Source organism: Natrinema sp. H-ect1 (genome assembly GCF_041821105.1).
In the GTDB taxonomy this organism is placed as follows: Archaea; Halobacteriota; Halobacteria; order Halobacteriales; family Natrialbaceae; genus Natrinema; species Natrinema thermotolerans.
The window spans coordinates 56,465-73,335 of sequence record NZ_JBGUBA010000004.1 but is presented as its reverse complement, the minus strand read 5'-3'; the positions used below and the strand labels follow the sequence as shown (position 1 = coordinate 73,335).

At 67.2% G+C, this 16,871-nt stretch carries 16 protein-coding genes; 5 read left to right on the top strand and 11 right to left on the bottom strand.

The window, feature by feature from the left end; translation table 11 throughout:
* Positions 1 to 18: 18 nt before the first annotated feature.
* Both ACERIM_RS11505 and ACERIM_RS11500 read right to left on the bottom strand, forming a co-directional pair.
* Positions 19 to 882 carry a hypothetical protein gene (locus tag ACERIM_RS11505; protein ID WP_006651203.1) on the bottom strand — a complete coding sequence of 288 codons (864 nt, stop codon included), beginning with the start codon at positions 880 to 882 and terminating at the stop codon, positions 19 to 21.
* 135 nt (positions 883 to 1,017) lie between these two features.
* The gene (locus ACERIM_RS11500) at positions 1,018 to 2,613 is read right to left on the bottom strand and encodes a sulfatase (RefSeq protein ID WP_373632692.1); all 1,596 of its coding nucleotides are present in this window, start codon (positions 2,611 to 2,613) and stop codon (positions 1,018 to 1,020) included.
* Positions 2,614 to 2,728: 115 nt separating this feature from the next.
* Here ACERIM_RS11500 and ACERIM_RS11495 point away from each other — a divergent pair, with 115 nt between their 5' ends.
* Together ACERIM_RS11495 and ACERIM_RS11490 are read left to right on the top strand one after the other, a co-directional pair.
* Positions 2,729 to 3,748 (top strand): YbhN family protein, encoded by a 1,020-nt coding sequence (locus tag ACERIM_RS11495; RefSeq protein WP_373632691.1) that lies wholly within the window; start codon positions 2,729 to 2,731, stop codon positions 3,746 to 3,748.
* 70 nt (positions 3,749 to 3,818) lie between these two features.
* A complete protein-coding gene (locus tag ACERIM_RS11490) occupies positions 3,819 to 4,289 on the top strand; it encodes a metal-dependent hydrolase (protein WP_373632689.1) in 471 nt (156 codons plus the stop codon).
* Positions 4,290 to 4,318: 29 nt separating this feature from the next.
* On the opposite strand, the gene ACERIM_RS11485 is transcribed toward ACERIM_RS11490, so the two are convergent.
* Complete coding sequence (locus tag ACERIM_RS11485) at positions 4,319 to 4,771, bottom strand: metal-dependent hydrolase (RefSeq protein WP_373632687.1); 453 nt, start codon at positions 4,769 to 4,771, stop codon at positions 4,319 to 4,321.
* A 126-nt stretch (positions 4,772 to 4,897) separates the two neighbouring features.
* Between ACERIM_RS11485 and ACERIM_RS11480 the strand changes: the two genes are divergently transcribed.
* The gene (locus ACERIM_RS11480) at positions 4,898 to 5,422 is read left to right on the top strand and encodes a DedA family protein (protein WP_373632685.1); all 525 of its coding nucleotides are present in this window, start codon (positions 4,898 to 4,900) and stop codon (positions 5,420 to 5,422) included.
* A gap of 89 nt (positions 5,423 to 5,511) precedes the next feature.
* Here the strand turns inward: ACERIM_RS11480 and ACERIM_RS11475 are convergent, their stop codons facing one another.
* The 6 genes from ACERIM_RS11475 to ACERIM_RS11450 form a co-directional block, all read right to left on the bottom strand.
* A complete protein-coding gene (locus ACERIM_RS11475) occupies positions 5,512 to 6,945 on the bottom strand; it encodes an aryl-sulfate sulfotransferase (RefSeq protein ID WP_373632683.1) in 1,434 nt (477 codons plus the stop codon).
* A 126-nt stretch (positions 6,946 to 7,071) separates the two neighbouring features.
* Positions 7,072 to 7,950 (bottom strand): universal stress protein, encoded by an 879-nt coding sequence (locus ACERIM_RS11470; protein WP_373632681.1) that lies wholly within the window; start codon positions 7,948 to 7,950, stop codon positions 7,072 to 7,074.
* Positions 7,951 to 8,052: 102 nt separating this feature from the next.
* Positions 8,053 to 8,352 carry a HalOD1 output domain-containing protein gene (locus ACERIM_RS11465; protein ID WP_373632679.1) on the bottom strand — a complete coding sequence of 100 codons (300 nt, stop codon included), beginning with the start codon at positions 8,350 to 8,352 and terminating at the stop codon, positions 8,053 to 8,055.
* Positions 8,353 to 8,458: 106 nt separating this feature from the next.
* Positions 8,459 to 11,623: a PAS domain S-box protein gene (locus ACERIM_RS11460; protein WP_373632677.1), complete on the bottom strand. Its 3,165-nt coding sequence runs from the start codon at positions 11,621 to 11,623 to the stop codon at positions 8,459 to 8,461.
* A 75-nt stretch (positions 11,624 to 11,698) separates the two neighbouring features.
* A complete protein-coding gene (locus ACERIM_RS11455; RefSeq protein ID WP_373632676.1) occupies positions 11,699 to 12,745 on the bottom strand; it encodes a site-specific DNA-methyltransferase in 1,047 nt (348 codons plus the stop codon).
* Positions 12,746 to 12,879: 134 nt separating this feature from the next.
* Entirely contained in the window at positions 12,880 to 13,410 is a 531-nt protein-coding gene (locus ACERIM_RS11450; RefSeq protein ID WP_373632675.1) for a hypothetical protein, read from the bottom strand.
* Positions 13,411 to 13,871: 461 nt separating this feature from the next.
* Here ACERIM_RS11450 and ACERIM_RS11445 point away from each other — a divergent pair, with 461 nt between their 5' ends.
* Positions 13,872 to 14,513 carry a hypothetical protein gene (locus ACERIM_RS11445; RefSeq protein WP_006651215.1) on the top strand — a complete coding sequence of 214 codons (642 nt, stop codon included), beginning with the start codon at positions 13,872 to 13,874 and terminating at the stop codon, positions 14,511 to 14,513.
* Here ACERIM_RS11445 and ACERIM_RS11440 read toward each other — a convergent pair whose 3' ends face one another.
* Complete coding sequence (locus ACERIM_RS11440; RefSeq protein WP_006651216.1) at positions 14,514 to 15,107, bottom strand: NADPH-dependent FMN reductase; 594 nt, start codon at positions 15,105 to 15,107, stop codon at positions 14,514 to 14,516.
* A 111-nt stretch (positions 15,108 to 15,218) separates the two neighbouring features.
* Between ACERIM_RS11440 and ACERIM_RS11435 the strand changes: the two genes are divergently transcribed.
* Positions 15,219 to 16,208 (top strand): nucleoside recognition protein, encoded by a 990-nt coding sequence (locus ACERIM_RS11435; RefSeq protein WP_049906057.1) that lies wholly within the window; start codon positions 15,219 to 15,221, stop codon positions 16,206 to 16,208.
* A 93-nt stretch (positions 16,209 to 16,301) separates the two neighbouring features.
* Here the strand turns inward: ACERIM_RS11435 and ACERIM_RS11430 are convergent, their stop codons facing one another.
* Positions 16,302 to 16,694 (bottom strand): hypothetical protein, encoded by a 393-nt coding sequence (locus ACERIM_RS11430; RefSeq protein WP_049966835.1) that lies wholly within the window; start codon positions 16,692 to 16,694, stop codon positions 16,302 to 16,304.
* Between the last annotated feature and the right edge of the window lie 177 nt (positions 16,695 to 16,871).

Genomic DNA, 16,871 nt, shown 5'->3' with positions numbered 1-16,871 from the left:
GCCGATCGTCCCCACTGACTACTCGACCTCGAGCCAGGGGACCTCCATCAGCGGCGGGATATGCGTCTCGATGTGGTGTTCCCAGACGCCTTCCTCGCCGAACGCTTCCCCGTGGTCGGCGGTCACGATGACTTTACCGTCCAGTTCCGGGATCAGTTCGGCGACCGACTCCAGCGCGATACGGAGGTTCTCCTCGTACAGCTCCAGCGCCGCCTCCCGGGTGCCGTTCTTGACGAGATCGGCCGGATCGAGTTCGAGCCAGAGCCCCGCCTTCTGGGCGAGTTCGCTGCCCTCGAGTTTGTCCTCGACTTTCGGTCGGATCGTGTCCCCGAGCGACGAGAGTGCGCCGCCGCCGGCGTCGCCGTCGCCCTGTTCGGCTTCCTCCTGTTTCCGGATGCCCTTCTGGATCTGTTTGAGCTTCTGGCCCTTCCCACGGGAGAGATACGGCGCGTGGGGCTGCATATAGTGGAGTACCGTTCGATCGGCCCGCTCGACGGCGTCCTGATTGTCGTAGTAGGCCTCGGCGAGGCTGTCCGGCGGCACCGTTCCGAGATCGTCGTCCCAGCCGGACTTCCAGACGTCGTGGATGTCGCTGATGTGGTCGGAGGCCGTCCACTCGTAGTCGCAACTGGCCCCCCACTTGAGTTCGTTCAGCGGAATCCCCAGATCGTTGATAAATGGGTTCCCCGAGAAGTAGGCGATGTCGTGATCGTCCTGAAAGGTCCGATAGGCCCACTCCGGAGTCGACGAGCCGACGCTCCATCGTTTCTCCAGCGTTCCGTCGAGGTAGTCATCGTATACCTCGCTGAATACGTCGTACCGACACGCATCCAGCACGAGACAGTAGTCCCAATCGGACTCGAGGAAGTGCTGGTCCTCCATTAGTTGCGGCAACCTTTCGAGTCGACCTACGTATTCTTATTGGTTCCCGGAAAGTCACCGTAACCCGTCAGTTCCGGTGTTTCAGTCACTGTACGTCCACGGATCGTCCGCCGCTGCGGACGGCGACCGAAGCGGTCACTCGAGGTAGCCGAGTTCGCGCAGTCGCTCCTGAGTCTCCTCGTCGGCTTCGGCCAGCGCGTCGGCCTCGTCGGGATCGGCCTCGCTGGGATCGTCCCACGCGCCGCCGACCGCGTCCTCGAAGCGGGCCAGCGCCCGCTCGGTCGCCGCGACGACCGCATCGTCGTCGGGATCGATGGGCGACTCCTCGGCCGGGTCCTCGTCGAGCCGGTACCCTTCGTCGGGGATCCGATCCGCGCGGACGTACTTGGCGTCGGTGCTGCGGGCCGCACGCAGGCGCGAGTACGCGCGATGATCGTCCGGTAGCTCGATCCCCGCCTCACTGGCCTTCTCCTCCAAGTGATGGAGTTCGATGACCGGTTGTGCGTACTCGACGAACGCGTAGTCGTCGCTCGAGGCGTCATCGGACGCCGCGTCGCCCTCGATGACGGCCCGCTGGCCGGGGTCGGGCTCGCTCGCGCCCTCGAAGGTGCGGTACTCACTCGAGAGCAGCGACCGGGTCGGGTCGCGGGGAACGGGTGCATCGTCGCCGGTCGTCCCGACCGTGGCTGCGGGATCGACGTCGGCGGCGTCGAGGACCGTGTGATAGAGGTCCAGCAGTTCGACGAGGTCGTCGCGTCGGTCGGCCTCGAGGTCGGGGTGTTTGACCAGCAGCGGGACGTTGATCAGCTGGTCGTAGAGGGCGAACTCGTGGCCGTAGAGGTCGTGTTCGCCGTGGAGTTCGCCGTGGTCGGCACAGACCACGACTGTCGTGTCGTCCCATTGGTCTGTCTCGCGCAGCCAGTCGAACAGTCGGCCGAGTTCGGCGTCCATGTGGGCGATCTCGGCGTCGTAAAGCCCGCGAATGTCGTCGAACTCCGCGTCGTCGATCTCGCGGGCTCCGGAGTTGTACTCCTTCGAGTTCTGGCAGACCTCACTGGGGTCGACCCCAGGTGCAAACTCCTCGCGGTACTCCGCGGGCGGGTAGTACGGCAGGTGAGCGTCCATCAGATTGATAAAGCCGAACCAGCCCTCGTCGCTGTCGCTCTCGTCGATGAAGGACTTCGTCCGGTCGATGACCGACGGCGTCTTCGAGTCGGCCCCCTCGCCGCTTGCCAGTTTGGCGTGGGCCTTGGCCCCGATGTGGACGATCGACGACGCCAGTTCGCGGAGGTAGGCGTTGTCGTTGACGGCCTGCCACGCGCTGGCCAGCGGCCCCGAGAGGACGTCGCCGGGCAGGACCTCGAAGAAGGAGTCCTGCCGGTCGAAGCCGTCGGTCAGGCTCGTATAGGGCGTGATCCAGGCGTTCGAGGAGTAACAGGCCGTATCGTAGCCGGCCGCCGACAGCGACGACGCGAGCGTCGTGGCGTCGTCGAGGTACGGACTTCCCTGATCGGCCCCGTGTTCGCTCGGGTAGAGCCCGGTAAACAGCGAGGCATGTACCGGGAGGGTCCACGGGGCGGGGGCGACCGCCGACTCGAAGACGGTCGCTTCCTCGGCGAACCGGGAGAGTGCCGGCGTCGTCGACCGCTCGTAGCCGTAGGGCTCGAGGTGGTCCTTCCGGACCGTATCCAGCACGACGAAGAGGACGTTCGACTGGGAGGTCGTATCCATTACCCGGGACACCTCCCTCCATCCCAATAAATCGATTGAACGGTAGCTCGCGCGACAGCGAGCGGTCGCGAACGTCGATCAGACGTTTCAAGTTCGATGACGATTCATACCAGCCATGGACGAGCGAAATCGACGCGCGTTTCTCGTCGGCGCCGTCGGGACGATCGCGATCTTCGCAGTCCTGTTTTTCGCCGTCGGTGCGCGGGATATCGTCGATTCGCTGCTGTCGGCGAAGCCGTCGCTGGTCGTCGCGACCTTCGCGTTCGCGCTGGGATGGCTGGTCGCCTGGAGCCTGATGCTCCGGACGGTACTCGCCGCCCTGGGCGTCGACGTGCCGGTGGGCAAGTCCTTCCTCGTTTACTCGGGTGCCGTCTTCGCCAACAACGTCACCCCGTTCGGCCAGGCCGGCGGCGAGCCGGTCGCCGCCCTGCTCATCTCGAAGGTCTCCGACGCCCGCTACGAGACGGGGCTGGTCGGCATCGCCAGCGTCGACGTCCTGAACGTGGTCCCATCGATCTCGCTGATCCTCGTCGGCGTCGGCTACTACGCGACGACAGCCGCACTCGGCGAGACGCTCGAGACGGCCGTCAGTTCCGCGATCGTCCTGATCGCCGGCATCGTCGTCGCAATGGGACTGGTCTGGCGATACCACCAGACGATCATCGACCGCCTCCCCGGGATCATCGCGCCCCGCCTCGGGAAACTCGGTATCGAGCGCTTCCAGTCGGACACGCTCGAGGCGGACATCGCGGACCGGCTCGACCGCTTCTTCGAGAACATCGAGCGCGTGGCGACGGACCGCTGGCGGCTGGCGGCGGTCGTCGGCCTGTCGCTGTGTGGCTGGCTCTTTCAGGTGGCCGCGCTCACGGTGGCCTTTGCCGCGCTCGGCTACTCCGTCCCGCCGTACGTGTTGCTGTTCGTCATCCCGCTCGCGAACCTCGCGGGGGCCGCGCCCCTGCCGGGCGGGCTCGGCGGGATCGAGGCCGCGTTCGTCACCCTGCTCGTCCCCACGACCGGGATCCCGGCCTCGGTCATCACCGCCGCCGTCCTCATCTTCCGGGGCGCGATCTACTGGATGCCCGTCCTGATCGGCGGGCTGTCGGTGTCGTCTCTCGGCGTCCGAGCGCTACGCTGACCGGAAAGACCGTCGACGGCTGCCCCGTCTCCGACAGCGTCATAGCCGTCGGTCGCCGACTGGCGTCCGAATGTATCGTGACGGCCACGCCGGCTTCAACGCCTTGCTGTACGCCCCGTTTTTCCCGGTCGTCAGCGGCCGCTGGTCGCTCGAGTTGGCGCTTGTCGGTGCAGTCGTCGCCCTCGCCGCCGCGAACCTCCCTGACCTCGACCAACCGCTGCCGCGGATCAGCCACCGCGGGCCGACCCACACCGTCTGGTTCGCGGTTCTCGTCGGGCTGGTCGCCGGCGTCGGAACCGCGATCGCCGTCCCCGCGACGCCGGCCGCGTTCGCGTTCGGCTTTCTGGTCGGCTCCTGCGGGATCCTCGCACACCTCGCGGGCGACATCGTGACGCCGATGGGGATCAGTCCCTTCGCGCCGCTGTGGCGGGCCCACGTCACCCTCGAGTGGTTCAAGTCGAAGAACGAGCGGATCAACCGTGGGTTCCTGCTCGCGGGGACGGTCGCGCTATCGGCGTCGTTGCTGGTCACGGTGTGGTGACCGTCGCTCCGGTGCCACGACGCGAGCGCTCACCGAAGCGATGGGCGGGCATCGACGCGCCACAGGAGGAGGCCGATCGAGACGGTCCAGAGCAACAGCGTCGCAGTCGGCCCGTGGACCGCGAGACCGGGGCTCCAGTCGGTTCGTAGCGGGAACAGCCACTCGATCCCCTTCGGCGAGAGCGAGTCGATCGCCAAATGCGACCCGAGCGCGAGGGCGACCGCGGCCGCGACGGCCCGTTCACGGACGAGCGCGTAGCAGCCGACGACGACGGTCACCGCGAACAGCGGCGTATGGGTGATCCCGCGATGGACGAACGGCCAGCCGACCGCCGCCGGAAAGAGGAAGTCGACGTCCGGCAGGAGTCCGAAGACGACCCCGAGACGCGGATCGGCGTCGGTGAACCCGCGAACGAGGGCATACCCAACCAGCGCGTGGGTCGCGAACGCACCGGTAAGAAAGAGGATCCGTCCCAGTTCCATCTGGTGATCCTTGGATTGCCGTCCTCAGATAGGTTTCGGTTCACTGAACAGAGTTCCCATAGCCAATGTATCACTATATCGGTCGAACCAACAGGACTTACATTCGGGGTCGAATACGACCCGCTAATGATCCCGCTGCAACTCGAGGGGACGCCGTCCTGGCTCGAGTCGATGCTGACGTCGGAACTCGCGTTCGCTGTCCTGTTGGGGATCTGCGTTCTCGAGGGAGCGATGCTGTTGCGATTCATGCCGAGCGAACTCGTCGTGCCGGCCGCGCTGGCGCTGATCGGGTCGACGGTCTCGAAGGCGGTCACGATCGTCGCGATCGCGGTCGTCGGAACGACGATCGGCCAACTCCTTCTGTTCCTCCTCGTTCGTCGAGCGGGTCGGGAGTACGTCATCCAGAAGCGGTGGTTCCCGATCACCGAGTCACGCCTCGAGCGGTTCGACGGCTGGTTCGACCGCTGGGGTGGGATCGCAGTGCCCGTAAGCAACACGATGCTGTTCGTTCGCGGATTGCTGACTGTCCCTGCGGGCCTCTCGGAGATGGACGCGAAATCGTTCCTCGTCCTGTCGGCGGTCGGGTCGCTGTCCTTCCAATCGATCCTCGCGGCACTGTACCTGCTCGGGGGGCATCTGCTGGCGCTGTAGTCGCCGACGAGACCGATCGCTCGGCGCGTGACACAGCGGGATGAAATCGACGAGAAGGGGGTTTCTGAGCGCGTGTGGCCGTCCGACGACTACTCGCTTCGGGTTCGGTAGAACGGCAGCCGGAACCGAACGCCGGCGTCCCGGAGCTTCCATCTGATCTCGAGGGCGATCCACGCAAGCCCCGAGAAGAGGGCGACCCCGATGGCGGCGAACTCGGTCGACCCCATCCAGACCGGACTCACGAACAGGAGGGCGTTGTAGATCCGGTGTGGCAGGATCGATTCGATGAGATCCCCGAGGAAGGCGAGCGGGTTGAACTCGAAGCCGCCGCCGTCACCGCCGCCTCCGCCGCCGGTGTCGGCTGCGGTGCGGTTCTCGAGGCCGAGCGACTGGGCGCTCTGTCCGCCCTCGCTTTCGTCGCCCGGCTCGAGGCGTTCGGACTCGTAGGGGAGCGACGATTGCACCGACCAGACGATGTCGCCGGACTGGTTGACCTCTATGACGCGGTTGCCGTGGGTGTCGGAGATCAGCGTGTTGCCGTTAGGCAGTCGGTCGGCGTCACGGGGCCACTGGATCCGATCGTCCTCCCAGAGCCACGTCTGTGTCCACTCGCCGTCCTCGCGCTGGAACTCCTTGATCTGGGCGTTCTCGGAGTCGGCCACGAGGATCGCCGGCCCACCCTGACTCTCCGGGATGTAGTCGGGGTTGTGCTGCTCGTGGAGAACGTCGTAGTCGTTCTCGCTCCCCAGCGTCCAGTCCTCGAGCAGGCCCTCCTCCCGGTCGAGGAAGACGACCTGATCCTGGTTACGCAGGCTGGCCATGATGCGCCCTTCCATCTGGCCCTCCTCGATATACTCGACGTCGTTGATGTGGGCCCAGTCGCGGGGCCAGGAGTGACCGCCCTCGAGCGGGAAGTCGCTTTGTGCGTCCCAGAGCCACTCGACGACTTCGGTTTCGGTGTTCACGATGAACACCTGGTCGGCGACCATGTCCGCGACGACGAAGTGACTCTCGTTGATGCGGTCGACGTCGTGCCACTCGCCGGCGTACTCCTTGTAGTCGTAGCGCTCGTAGAGGACCTCGACTTCGCCGGTCTCGAGGTCGGCGCGCTCGATGACGTTACGCGTACACGGCGGTGCGCCGCAGTTGGGCCCCTCGGTGTGGAGGGTATCCGTCGCGGCGTACTCGACGGTCAACGGATCGCCCTCGACGGGATCGGCGTCGAAGTACTTCGTCCGCGAGTTGTTGTAGTAGAGGACCTCGCCGTTGGGCTGGTACGCCGTGATCGTGCCGGCGCGACCGGACTCGGTGACGACCGTGTGGTTATCGGTTGGCGGGGCGTCCGGGACGTCTGCCTTCGACGCCGTCGAGACGCCCTCTCCTGCGGCGCTTGCGACGACGGCCGCCGAGACGAGAATCAGGACGACGAACGCGACTCGGAGCCGGTTCCGGGAGAGTGCGGCCCGGACGCTACCGAGTCCCGACCGGACGTCCCCGGCCGACGGCAGCGAGCGCTCGGTCACGGTTCGATCACCACTGCGGGTACTGTCTGGGGAACCATTGCCTTCCGGTTCAGAGCCGAGACACTAGTACCTTTTCTAACCGATTCAGGGCGGTGATTTCAGCCCGTTTCAGTATCTCGTGGGCAGTCAGTCCCGATCAGCAGCGAGGCGTGTCGTGAGAACCGGAACCGGCGAGGTACGCATCACCCGCTCGGTGAAACTGCCGAGCAGGTGTCGATCGAGACCGGTGTGGCCGTGGGTCCCCATCACGATGAGATCCGCGGCCGTGGAGTCGGCTGCGGCCGTGATCTCCCGGGCGACCGATCCCGACGCGATCGTCGTCGTCACGTCGTCGACGCCGGCGTCCCGTGCGGTCGCCGCGGCCTCGTCGAGGACAGCCTGGACGTTCTCCTCGACGCCCGCGGAGAGGGCGGCCGACCCCGTATCGAGGACCTCCGGGAGTTCGTCGACGACAGACAGCAGGTGGACGGTCGCGCCGCAGTCGGCGGCGATCGACGCGGCTTCCTCGAGCGCGGCCGTCGCGTGGTCGCTGCCGTCGGTCGGTACCAGCACGTTCTCGTAGGGGTAGGTCGCCCTCGCGTCCTCGGCCGCACGAACGGTCAAGACCGGCACGTCGCTTCGGTTCACGACGTGATCGGTGACGTTCCCGAGGACGTACTCCCCGAGCCCGCGCCGACCGTGGGTGCCCATCGCCACGCGGTCGAACTCGTCGCCGGTCGCGTACTCGACGATCACGTCCCGCGGGTCGCCCTGGGTGACGTCCTTCACGTACGAGACGCCCCGTTCGTCGGCCCGATCGGCGGCGTCCGAGACGATCTCCGAGCCCTCCAGCTCGAGGGCGTCGACGACCTCGGTGCCGAGGCGCGTGATGCTCGGTTGGTTCGTGTCCGCGACCGTAAGCAGGTGGACCGTCAGTTCCCGGTCGGCCGCGATATCGAGCGCGTGTTCGAGGGCGGCCGTCGCGGCGTCGCTTCCGTCGGTCGGCACGAGGATTCGACTCGCCATGCGCTGGCTTGGGCCGCCACCCGCTTACCGTTGTGGGATATCCCGGCCCGGACGCGGTCGGTATCGGACGACCGCCCCGGAGAAGAAGGACTCGGCAGCGCCTCAGACCGATGCAACCCGGATCTCGCCGTCCGCCGTGACCGTGACGAGACAGTCGCTGTACTCGAACGTCACCGAGCCGTTGGATCGGAGACCGTCCGTCCGCGGTTCGAACAGTCGCTCGAGCGCGTCGGCGTTGATCGAGTAGTGAAGCGGCTCGAGATCCATGACCTCGACCCCCTTGTACGTTGCGACGGCGTCCGCGACGGTAACGCTGAGCGGTTCGTCGTCGAGCCTATCGTATTGGACGGCGTAGTGATCCCGGTGTGCGGTCGACTGTGATGGTGAACTCGTTTCAGTCATGTATCGTACCCCCAATGCGGTCGATGGGAACTCGTCCCCCGATTCACGAGTCGTTGTAAAGAGCTTGATCGTTAACTGTATAATGGATATTTCACGACGTGGTTAATCAGTTAACCCCCTCCGTGGTCGTCCCGTCGAAGAGCGCCGCGAACAGCTTCCGCTCGGCCGACCGAACGTGCTTGTGAAACGCGGGCGAAGAGATATCAAGCGAGTCGGCAATCTCCTCGCCGGTCGCTCGACGCGGCCACTCGAAGAACCCGCCGTGATAGGCCGTCTGGACGACCTCTCGCTGGCGATCAGTAAAGGACTCGAGGAGGACCGTCCGCGTGGCCCCGCCGACCGTCTCGGGGTCGTCGGTCGGGGCCTCACGTCGCGCGACCATCGACACCGAGGGACCGCTGCGGGTGATGTCGGCAAGCAGTTCACGGACCTCGACGGCATCGGGAACGTCGACGACGGCGCGACCGCCCGACTCGTCGACCGAGAACTCGCGCAGCCGCGCGCCGTGGGTCCCGGCGATCGAGCCGAGGAACGAATCGGTCATCCGGAGCTGGACGAGCGTCTCCCCCTCGTGGTCGGCGATCGTCGTGATCTCGCTAATCCCGTCGACCGCGGCGAGGTCGACGGCCGATGCGGGATCGTCGATCGGCCCTTCGATCGCTGCGAAGACGAGCTGTGGCCCCTCGTCCGGTGCCGTCGCCCCCTCGTATCTCACGGGCGATCCGAGACGCGCCGCCAACTGACACAGCGTCGCGTCGGCCGCGACTGCGAGTTCGACCTCGGTGCGGTCGTCGCCGAACAGCGCGTTCTTGCGTTTGACGGCGTCGATCGCGTAGGCGATCGTCTCGCCGAGTTCCGACAGCATCGAGCGAAGCGTCTCGTCGACGGCGTCGCGCTCCTCGCCATAGATCGAGACGACACCGTAGCAGAACCCGTCGTAGACCAGCGGGACCGCATACACCGACTGGAAGTTCCGGGAGAGCGCCTTCCGTCGCCACTCCCCGTCATGGACCGCGTCGGCGACGTTCTCGACGTAGACCGGGGCCTGCGTTCGCGCCGCCCGTCCCGCGGGTTCGGCCGCCGAGTCGTCGACCGCCGTCGCCGTCACCGCCTCGAGATACCCCCGGTCGGCTCCCGCATGGGCCCGCACCTGCAGGCGGTTCCCGCCGGGGTCGGGCTCCCCGAACCAGGCCAGCGAACACGACTCGAGGGCGGCCAGCCGCCGGGGGACGCCGCGTTCGATCTCGGCCCGGGAGTCCGCTTTCAACAGGAGTTCCTCGATCGACTGCCGGATCTCGTTGGCGTCGTTAAGCCGCTCGAGGTGGCGGTTCTGTGCCTCGAGTTCGCGTTCGCGGTCGCGGAGCCGACGCGTTCGGCCGATCCGATCGAGCGCCGCCTCCGCGGCTCGAGCGAACAGTTCCGCGAGTTCGACCGTCTCGTCGTCGTAGGCGGCCGGGTCGGTCGACAGCGCGACGACCACGCCGTGTTCGCCCAGCGGGACGGAGAGGACGCTCCGTGCGGCCGTTTCCTCGTCGGACACCGCGGTCGAATCTCGAGTGTCGTCGTAGATCGCCGTCTCGCCGTTCACGAACGTCTCCCAGACGATGCTCCCGTCCGGCTCGATCCGTGGCGGCGAACCGAAGGTCGACTCGAACGCCGACGCGTGGGCCGCCGGCCGGAGTTCGTTCGCGCGCTCGTCGAACCGGTAGACGACGCTGTCGAGGTCGAGAACGTCGGTCGCGACCTCGACGATGGACTCGCAGGCGGCTGCCTTCGAGTCGACGCTCAACAGATGGCTGCTCGCCTCGTGGAGTCCGTTGAGCGCCTCTTGATACTGTACCCGTTCGGTGATGTCGCTTGCGACGCCGATCACGCGGTCGACGTCGCCGCCGTCGGTGATCGGTCGGTACCACATCTCGAAGACCCGGTCCGAGAGTTCCCGCCGGGAGTGGACGTCCGCGCCATCGAGGGCACGTCTCGCGTCGTCACAGATGTCCGGATAGTCCCCGAGCTGGTCGAAAAAGGAGTCACCGACGACCTCGCCGGCATCGGTGCCGAGGTTCGCGAGCCCGCGCCCCTCCGAGAGCGTGAACGTCCCGTCCTCGTCGAGGACGAACAGGACGATCGGTGCGTTCTCGACCAACGTCTGTAGTCGCTCGGTCCGTTCGGTCAGGTCCCGCTTTCGCTGGACGCGGTCGGTGACGTCCCGCCAGTAGACCGACATCCCCGACGGCGACGGGTAGATCCGTGCCTCGATCCACGCATCGTAGGCGTCGAGGTAGCCCTCGACGGTCCGGGACTCCTGCTCGGCCATCGCTTCGGTGGCCGCGGACTGAAACGCCGTCCCGGTCATTTCCGGGAACACCTCGAGGATGTGTCGGCCGAGCAACTCGGAGCGGTCGGTAGAGAGGATCTCGAGGGCACGATCGTTGACGTAGGTGAATTCCCAGTCCGAATCGAGGGCGTAGAAGGCGTCGGTGACGCGTTTGAACGACTCGCTCAGTTCCCGCTCGATGCGGTGGTACTCGGTGATATCCCGGATCGACGCGACGACGCCGTCGACGACGCCGTCCCCGAGCCGGTTGGTGAGGACGGCCTCGTGGACGTACCACGCGCCGTCGGCGTGCTGGCACGTGTACTCGACGGACCGGGAGGTGCCCAAGTCGGCCTCGCGGACCGCCTCGAACTCGGCCGCGACCGCCGCCGTATCGTCCTCGTGGACGTGATCGAGATAGTGATCGCCACGGAGGGCGGTGGGATCGTAGCCACCGGCGACTTCGACCGCCGGGCTGGCGTAGGATATCTCCCCGTCGGCCTCGATCGTGAGTACCACTTCCGAGGAGTACTCGAGAATGATCCGGTACCACTCCGGCCCACGAACGGGCGGTCCGTCCGCCGTCGCTGCCCGCGCGTCGGTGGCGACCGCCCGCTCGAGCCGATGAGCCAGCAGCGCCGGGTTCCGGGCGGTCGTCGCGGCGATCACGTCGGTCGCCCCTCGACGGACGTCGTCGATCGACTCGTCTCCCGTCGGGTCGAGGGCGTAGACGACCGGACACGACCCGGCGAGGTCGTCGACGACGGTCGGGTCGTCGGTCAGGACGCAGTCGGCCGCCTCGAGTCGATCGTCGGCGAGGTCGTCGACCCCCGTGACCGGCCCTGTCACCGTCAGCCGTTCGTCGGCGAACTCCGCCGTCGACCGGGCCCACTCGGACGAACCGACGACGAGCGCGCGAACCGGCGTCGGTTCGGTCGCCGTGAAACCGCGTGTCATACGTCTGCTGGGAGCGCAGCGCGTAAAAATCTCGTGTCGGTTGCGGCGTCGGCTCGCTCGCGCCGGTCAGCTCGCCTACTCGAGGGAGAGCGGGGCGTGTTCGGCCCGGTACCCATCGGCGGTGTCTACGACCTCGCAAACCGCCCACAACCGAATCTCCCGTTCCATCGCCGTCACGACCGGCGTCTCGTAGTGTTCGGCCTCGTACTCGAGGGACTCGCCCGCTTCGCGGCGGCGCTCGACGAACTCGCGGTGACGTTCGAGTCGCGTCCGGCCGACCGACCGGGACAACGCCGGAAGTTCCGCGAGGTGGTCGTCGAAGGTCTCGAGAAACGCCGCCTCGAGTTCCGCGCCGATGGAGTTGCGGCCGGCACACATCGCCGCCAGCGTCGTCGTCCCGGTCCCCCAGAAGGGGTCGAGAACGGTGTCTTCGTAGGCCGAATACATACAGATCAGCCGGTAGGGGATCTCGAGGGGGTAGGCCGCGGACCGCTCCCGGAGTTCGTCGTCCTCGAGGGCCTGTAGCTCGCCGGTGACTTCCGTCCAGACGTCGGAGAACCAGCGGTTGCGCTCCTCCCAGAAGTAGGCGGCCTCGTACCGGCGGTCGGCACCCGGTTCGAACGACCGGCGTTGCCCGCCCTTCCGGAAGACCAGGATGTACTCGTGTTCCAGCGTGACGTAGGCGTTTGGCGGGATCATCCCGCTGCCCATGAACTTGGCCGCGCTGTTTGCCGGCTTGCGCCAGAGGACGTCCGGCAGCGGATCGAACCCCCGCTCCTCGAACGCCGAGAGGACGCGAGCGTGGTTCGGGTAGACCCGGAAGCTGTCGTCGACCGATCGGGTCGCGTCACCCACGTTGATACAGGCGATCCCACCGTCGACCAACACCCGCTCGAGTTCGTCCCAGACCCGGTCGAGCTGGGCGTGCATCGCCTCGAACGCCGCCCGCCCGTCGCCGGCGTCTAACGCGTCCCCGATGGCCGGATCGAGATCGGTAAAGAGGTCGTCCCACATCTCGATCATCGGATAGGGAGGAGACGTGACGACGAGTTCGACGGACGCGTCGTCGACCGCGGAGAGATCGCGGGCGTCGCCGACGAACACGCGGTGGGTCGTTTCCATTGGCTACACACTGTCAGCGTCGCACCCTTAGCTCCTTCGTCACCGCCGCGACCGCGGGCCACTGCGGCGATGTTGACGGCCCGGTTGCGGGCACGAACTGACTGCGACGAAAAGGGACCGGAGGCGACTCGCGCTTACTCTTCGGTCTCTTCGTCCGCCCCCGACTCGGCCTCGGCTTCCTCGGGTTCGTCGCCCTCGCCACCAGTGGCGGGTTCGAACTCCTCGATCGGCTCCCATTCGGCCTCCTCGTCGCCGGCGAGTCGACGACGGAGGATCGCGGCCCCAGCAAGCAGTCCAACGCCAAGCAGGAGCCGCGGCAGCACCGAGGAGCCGCCCCCGGTTTCGTCCGTCTCGGTCGTTTCCTCGCCCGTTTCGCTCGTTCCGGCCGTCGTCTCCATCACGTCCTCGATGATCTCGGGTTCCTCGATGTCCTCGATCGGCGACTCCTCGAGTTCCGGTGAGTTCCGTCCCGCCAGAAAGCCAAGCGCCGCACCGAGGCCGAACAGGGCCCCCGCGAGCGGCAGCCGCCCGCCGGAGCGTCCACCCTCCGACTCCTCGACGGCCTCGAGGATCGACTCGCGCAGCGGCGAGTCCATCCCCTTGGTGATCGCTTCCTTGACGACGAGTTCCGATAGCGTCCTGTCCTGTTGCTCCGTCTCGGGCATAATCCGCCACGACCACACCGCCGTACATAGTTCTATCCACCGTTTCCCTCGATTCGGATACGGTCCGCCCGCGTTAGACACCGGCTAACCGTTCGGAGCGAGGGGACAACCGACGTCTACCGTCGGCCCGACCACCGGCGTTGCGGGCGCGGCCGCGACGGACGACCCACCACGATCGGCTCGGGACGCGAGCCGAGACTCCCACCCGGCGAGACGGCTCACGAACGCCGCCGCCGACCCACCCATCGATCGCGCGGCCGCGTCTCGACCGGGCAGGGAGACGGACGACGGCCCCGACGGCCAGCGAGGGCGGTACGATCCTCGCGCGTCGATCCGGCCTCCCTCGAGGGGCGGGAAAGCCGACCCTTCCCGACCTATAAAACTGCGTCGGCCGCTTTCCCGCGGGTCGCCGCGTCGAACGGGTTCCATAACGAAAGGGCTCCCCCGAAAGACGACCGGACATGAGCGTTATCCGCCGGACGGAGGTCCTCGGCCGGACGACGCGACGACGCGTGGTTGGGGTGACGGCCGCGCTCTCGGCCGCGGCCGTGGAAACGCTCGGGGTCGGGCTCTGGTTCGGGTTAGTCGTCGGCTCGCGGACGACGACGACCGCGCTCGCGGGGCTCGGGGTGTTGTTCTGTGGCGCACTCCTCAGGACGGTCGTCGTCGACGCGACGATCGGCGACCTCGGCGATCTCCTGCAACCGCACCGACTCGCCGCGCCGCTGTTGCTCACCGGCGGCTGGATCTGCTGGCTGCTCGTGGCCGAACTGGTCGGCGACGTGGCCGGCGTCGCCGTCGCGACGGTCGTCCTGACCGCGGTCCTCACCGCACAGTGTCGCCTCGAGCGACGCGTCTGCGATCGCTACGCACGCTACCGGACGGGCTGGCTCGTCGGCCCGGGCCTGCTGTTGGCGCTCGGGGCTGCCGCGCTGTTGGCCTCCGCCTGGTTTACCGGCTGGACCCTCTCCTCGGGGCCGATTTCGCTCGGGATCACGACGGTCGTCGTCCGCCTCGAGGCCGTCCACCTCGGCGCGGTGGCGTTCGGCTTCGCGGCCGTTCTCGCCCACCAGCGCCGGTTCCAGCGGCTCCTGGGTTCCTGATCACTTCCCCTCCGCACCGACGTTCTGGTCGCTCTCGAAGGAGTCCGGATCCGGCTCGATCGTCGCGTACTGGACGGCCCGCCGTCCCAGCGTCTCGACCCGCGTGGCCAGTTTCGGATCGACGAACTCGCCGCCGTCGAACGCGTCGTAGGCGTTCGGAATCGCCGCCTCGTGGGGGATCACCCACGCGTTCAGCGCCCGACAGACCGACCGCATATGCTCGAGGGCCGTCACGGGGAAGGCACCGCCCGACACCGCGAGCAGGCCGACCGTCGTGTCCTCGAACTCGTCGAACCCGCAGTAGTCGAGCGCCGTTTTCAGCGGCGACGAGTACGAGCCGTGATACATCGGTGACCCCAACAGGACCGTGTCCGCATCCCGGACCCGCGCGGCCAGTGTCGCTGCGTCGCCAGCGTCTTCCCGGTCCCGATCCGCATCGAAGACCGGCAGTTCGTACTCACGGAGGTCCAGCAACTCGGTACTCGCGCCGGCCCCCTCGGCGGCTGCAAGCGCCCGCTCGAGCGCGGTCCGGGTGTGGCTTCCGTCACGGAGGCTGCCACACAATGCGGTCACGCGAACGTCGTCGTCACTCATGGATCGTCGGACGACCGGCAGCGGGAAAAGCGATCCGAAAGAAACGCTCGTTGACAGGAGAGCGTCGCGCGATCCGACGGCCCTTTGCTCCCGGGCTTCGAACTGGCCGCCGTGCAGACAGTCGTCTCGGTCCTCCTCGAGGAAGCGCTCCCGCGCGTGGTGACGATCACGCTGTTGATCGGGGCGGGCGTCGGGCTGGCGAACCTCGCGGTGGAGTACGGTCTCGTCACGGTCGTCGCCCGGGTCGGGCGCTATCTCACGGAGCCGGCGAACCTCCCGCCGGAGGTGGGCACCGCCGTCCTCACGAACACCGTCTCGGTGACCGCGGGCTACGGCATGCTCGCGGAGTTCCGCGAGGAGGGGCTGTTGGACGACCGCGCGACGCTGATCGCCGTCGTCATCAACACGTTCTTCGGCTTCGTCCAGCACATCTTCACCTACTACGGCCCGGTCCTCGTCCCCATCCTGGGGGTCCAGGTCGGGCTCATGTACGTCGGCGCGCGTGCGGGAATCTCGCTGGGCATCTCGCTCGTTGGCCTGCTTGCCGGTGCCGTCCTCCTCCGTGGCTACGAGTACGACCCCCACGCACTCGACCCCGAGACGCCCGAGGAAGAGGTCCGGACGACCCGCGACAAGTTCCGCGCCGCCGGCACGAGTACGCTCGAGCGACTCCGCTCGATCGTGCCCCGGCTGGCCGTCGTCTACTCGCTGGTCTTTCTCGCGCTCGAGTACTCCGATCGGATCCTCGAAGCCCTTGCCGAGGTCGGGATCACCGAGCCGGCCGCGGCCGTCGACCCGATCGCCGGCCTGCTCGGCCTACCGGGCGCGGCGGTCCCGGTGATCCTCGTCTCGCTGGTCGATCCGACGACCGGCGCGATCACGGTCGCGCCGCTGATCGGGGACGTCCTGACGCCCGATCAGGCGGTGATCACGCTGCTGGTCGGGGGTCTGGTGTCGCTGACGATCGGCACCGTCAAGCGCTCGATCCCGTTCCAGTTCGGGATCTGGGGCGCGTCGTTCGGGACGAAAGTGATCGTCGTCAACGTCGGGCTGAAGGCCGCGTTCATCCTCGTCGCCATCGCCGTCTTCTTCGTCGCCTGAAACGGGCTGCCTGCGTCGGCGCTCGCTCGAGCGGGCGAAAAATCAGTGTCGGCCCATTGACCTCGACGGCGGACCGTGGGGACAGCGACGACGCTACGCACTCGCGGCCGACGCGCTCGTCGTTCGGACGCTCCCGTAGATCCCGATCAGCGACAGGATCGCGATGAAAACGCCGGCCAGTCCGTTGATCCCGACGGCAAGCGCCTGTGACGAATCGATCACGTAGGGAGCGGCCGCGATCCAGACGCCGAGCAGCGTCAGCACCGCGGCGAGGACGATGCTCGGCGACCGCTGCTCGCCGGTCCGGTAGGCGTGAACCGAGGCCAGCAGGGCGACGAGCGCACCGACGAGGACGTTGTGGATACCAAGCGTGTCGGTGATGGTAAAGACCGCCGTCGAAACCATGACGAACGCCCCCAAGACCGCGGTCAGTCCCGCCGTTCGTTCGACCAGTACCGCCGCATCGTCCGCTTGGTGGGTACTCATATTCGGTACTACTGACAGCCACGCATATGAGAGCAGCGGCGGTTCCTCGCGACGGGGACTCGAGCAGCGCTGGTATCCGGCGGAGCCACGGCGGTTACCGACCGGATCACGTGAACCGTCGGAAGTCATTGCCGAGACACCCACAGGACGGGCGCGGTTACACCCGACAACCGTTAG

Bases quoted from the DNA above. Each gene is read 5' to 3' on its own strand.
- ACERIM_RS11480 (WP_373632685.1), top strand. From the start codon at position 4,898: ATGATCCCGCTGCAACTCGAGGGGACGCCGTCCTGGCTCGAGTCGATG.
- ACERIM_RS11490 (WP_373632689.1), top strand. From the start codon at position 3,819: ATGTATCGTGACGGCCACGCCGGCTTCAACGCCTTGCTGTACGCCCCG.
- ACERIM_RS11485 (WP_373632687.1), bottom strand. From the start codon at position 4,771: ATGGAACTGGGACGGATCCTCTTTCTTACCGGTGCGTTCGCGACCCAC.
- ACERIM_RS11455 (WP_373632676.1), bottom strand. From the start codon at position 12,745: ATGGAAACGACCCACCGCGTGTTCGTCGGCGACGCCCGCGATCTCTCC.
- ACERIM_RS11465 (WP_373632679.1), bottom strand. From the start codon at position 8,352: ATGACTGAAACGAGTTCACCATCACAGTCGACCGCACACCGGGATCAC.
- ACERIM_RS11505 (WP_006651203.1), bottom strand. From the start codon at position 882: ATGGAGGACCAGCACTTCCTCGAGTCCGATTGGGACTACTGTCTCGTG.
- ACERIM_RS11500 (WP_373632692.1), bottom strand. From the start codon at position 2,613: ATGGATACGACCTCCCAGTCGAACGTCCTCTTCGTCGTGCTGGATACG.
- ACERIM_RS11430 (WP_049966835.1), bottom strand. From the start codon at position 16,694: ATGAGTACCCACCAAGCGGACGATGCGGCGGTACTGGTCGAACGAACG.
- ACERIM_RS11440 (WP_006651216.1), bottom strand. From the start codon at position 15,107: ATGAGTGACGACGACGTTCGCGTGACCGCATTGTGTGGCAGCCTCCGT.
- ACERIM_RS11445 (WP_006651215.1), top strand. From the start codon at position 13,872: ATGAGCGTTATCCGCCGGACGGAGGTCCTCGGCCGGACGACGCGACGA.
- ACERIM_RS11460 (WP_373632677.1), bottom strand. From the start codon at position 11,623: ATGACACGCGGTTTCACGGCGACCGAACCGACGCCGGTTCGCGCGCTC.
- ACERIM_RS11470 (WP_373632681.1), bottom strand. From the start codon at position 7,950: ATGGCGAGTCGAATCCTCGTGCCGACCGACGGAAGCGACGCCGCGACG.
- ACERIM_RS11450 (WP_373632675.1), bottom strand. From the start codon at position 13,410: ATGCCCGAGACGGAGCAACAGGACAGGACGCTATCGGAACTCGTCGTC.
- ACERIM_RS11495 (WP_373632691.1), top strand. From the start codon at position 2,729: ATGGACGAGCGAAATCGACGCGCGTTTCTCGTCGGCGCCGTCGGGACG.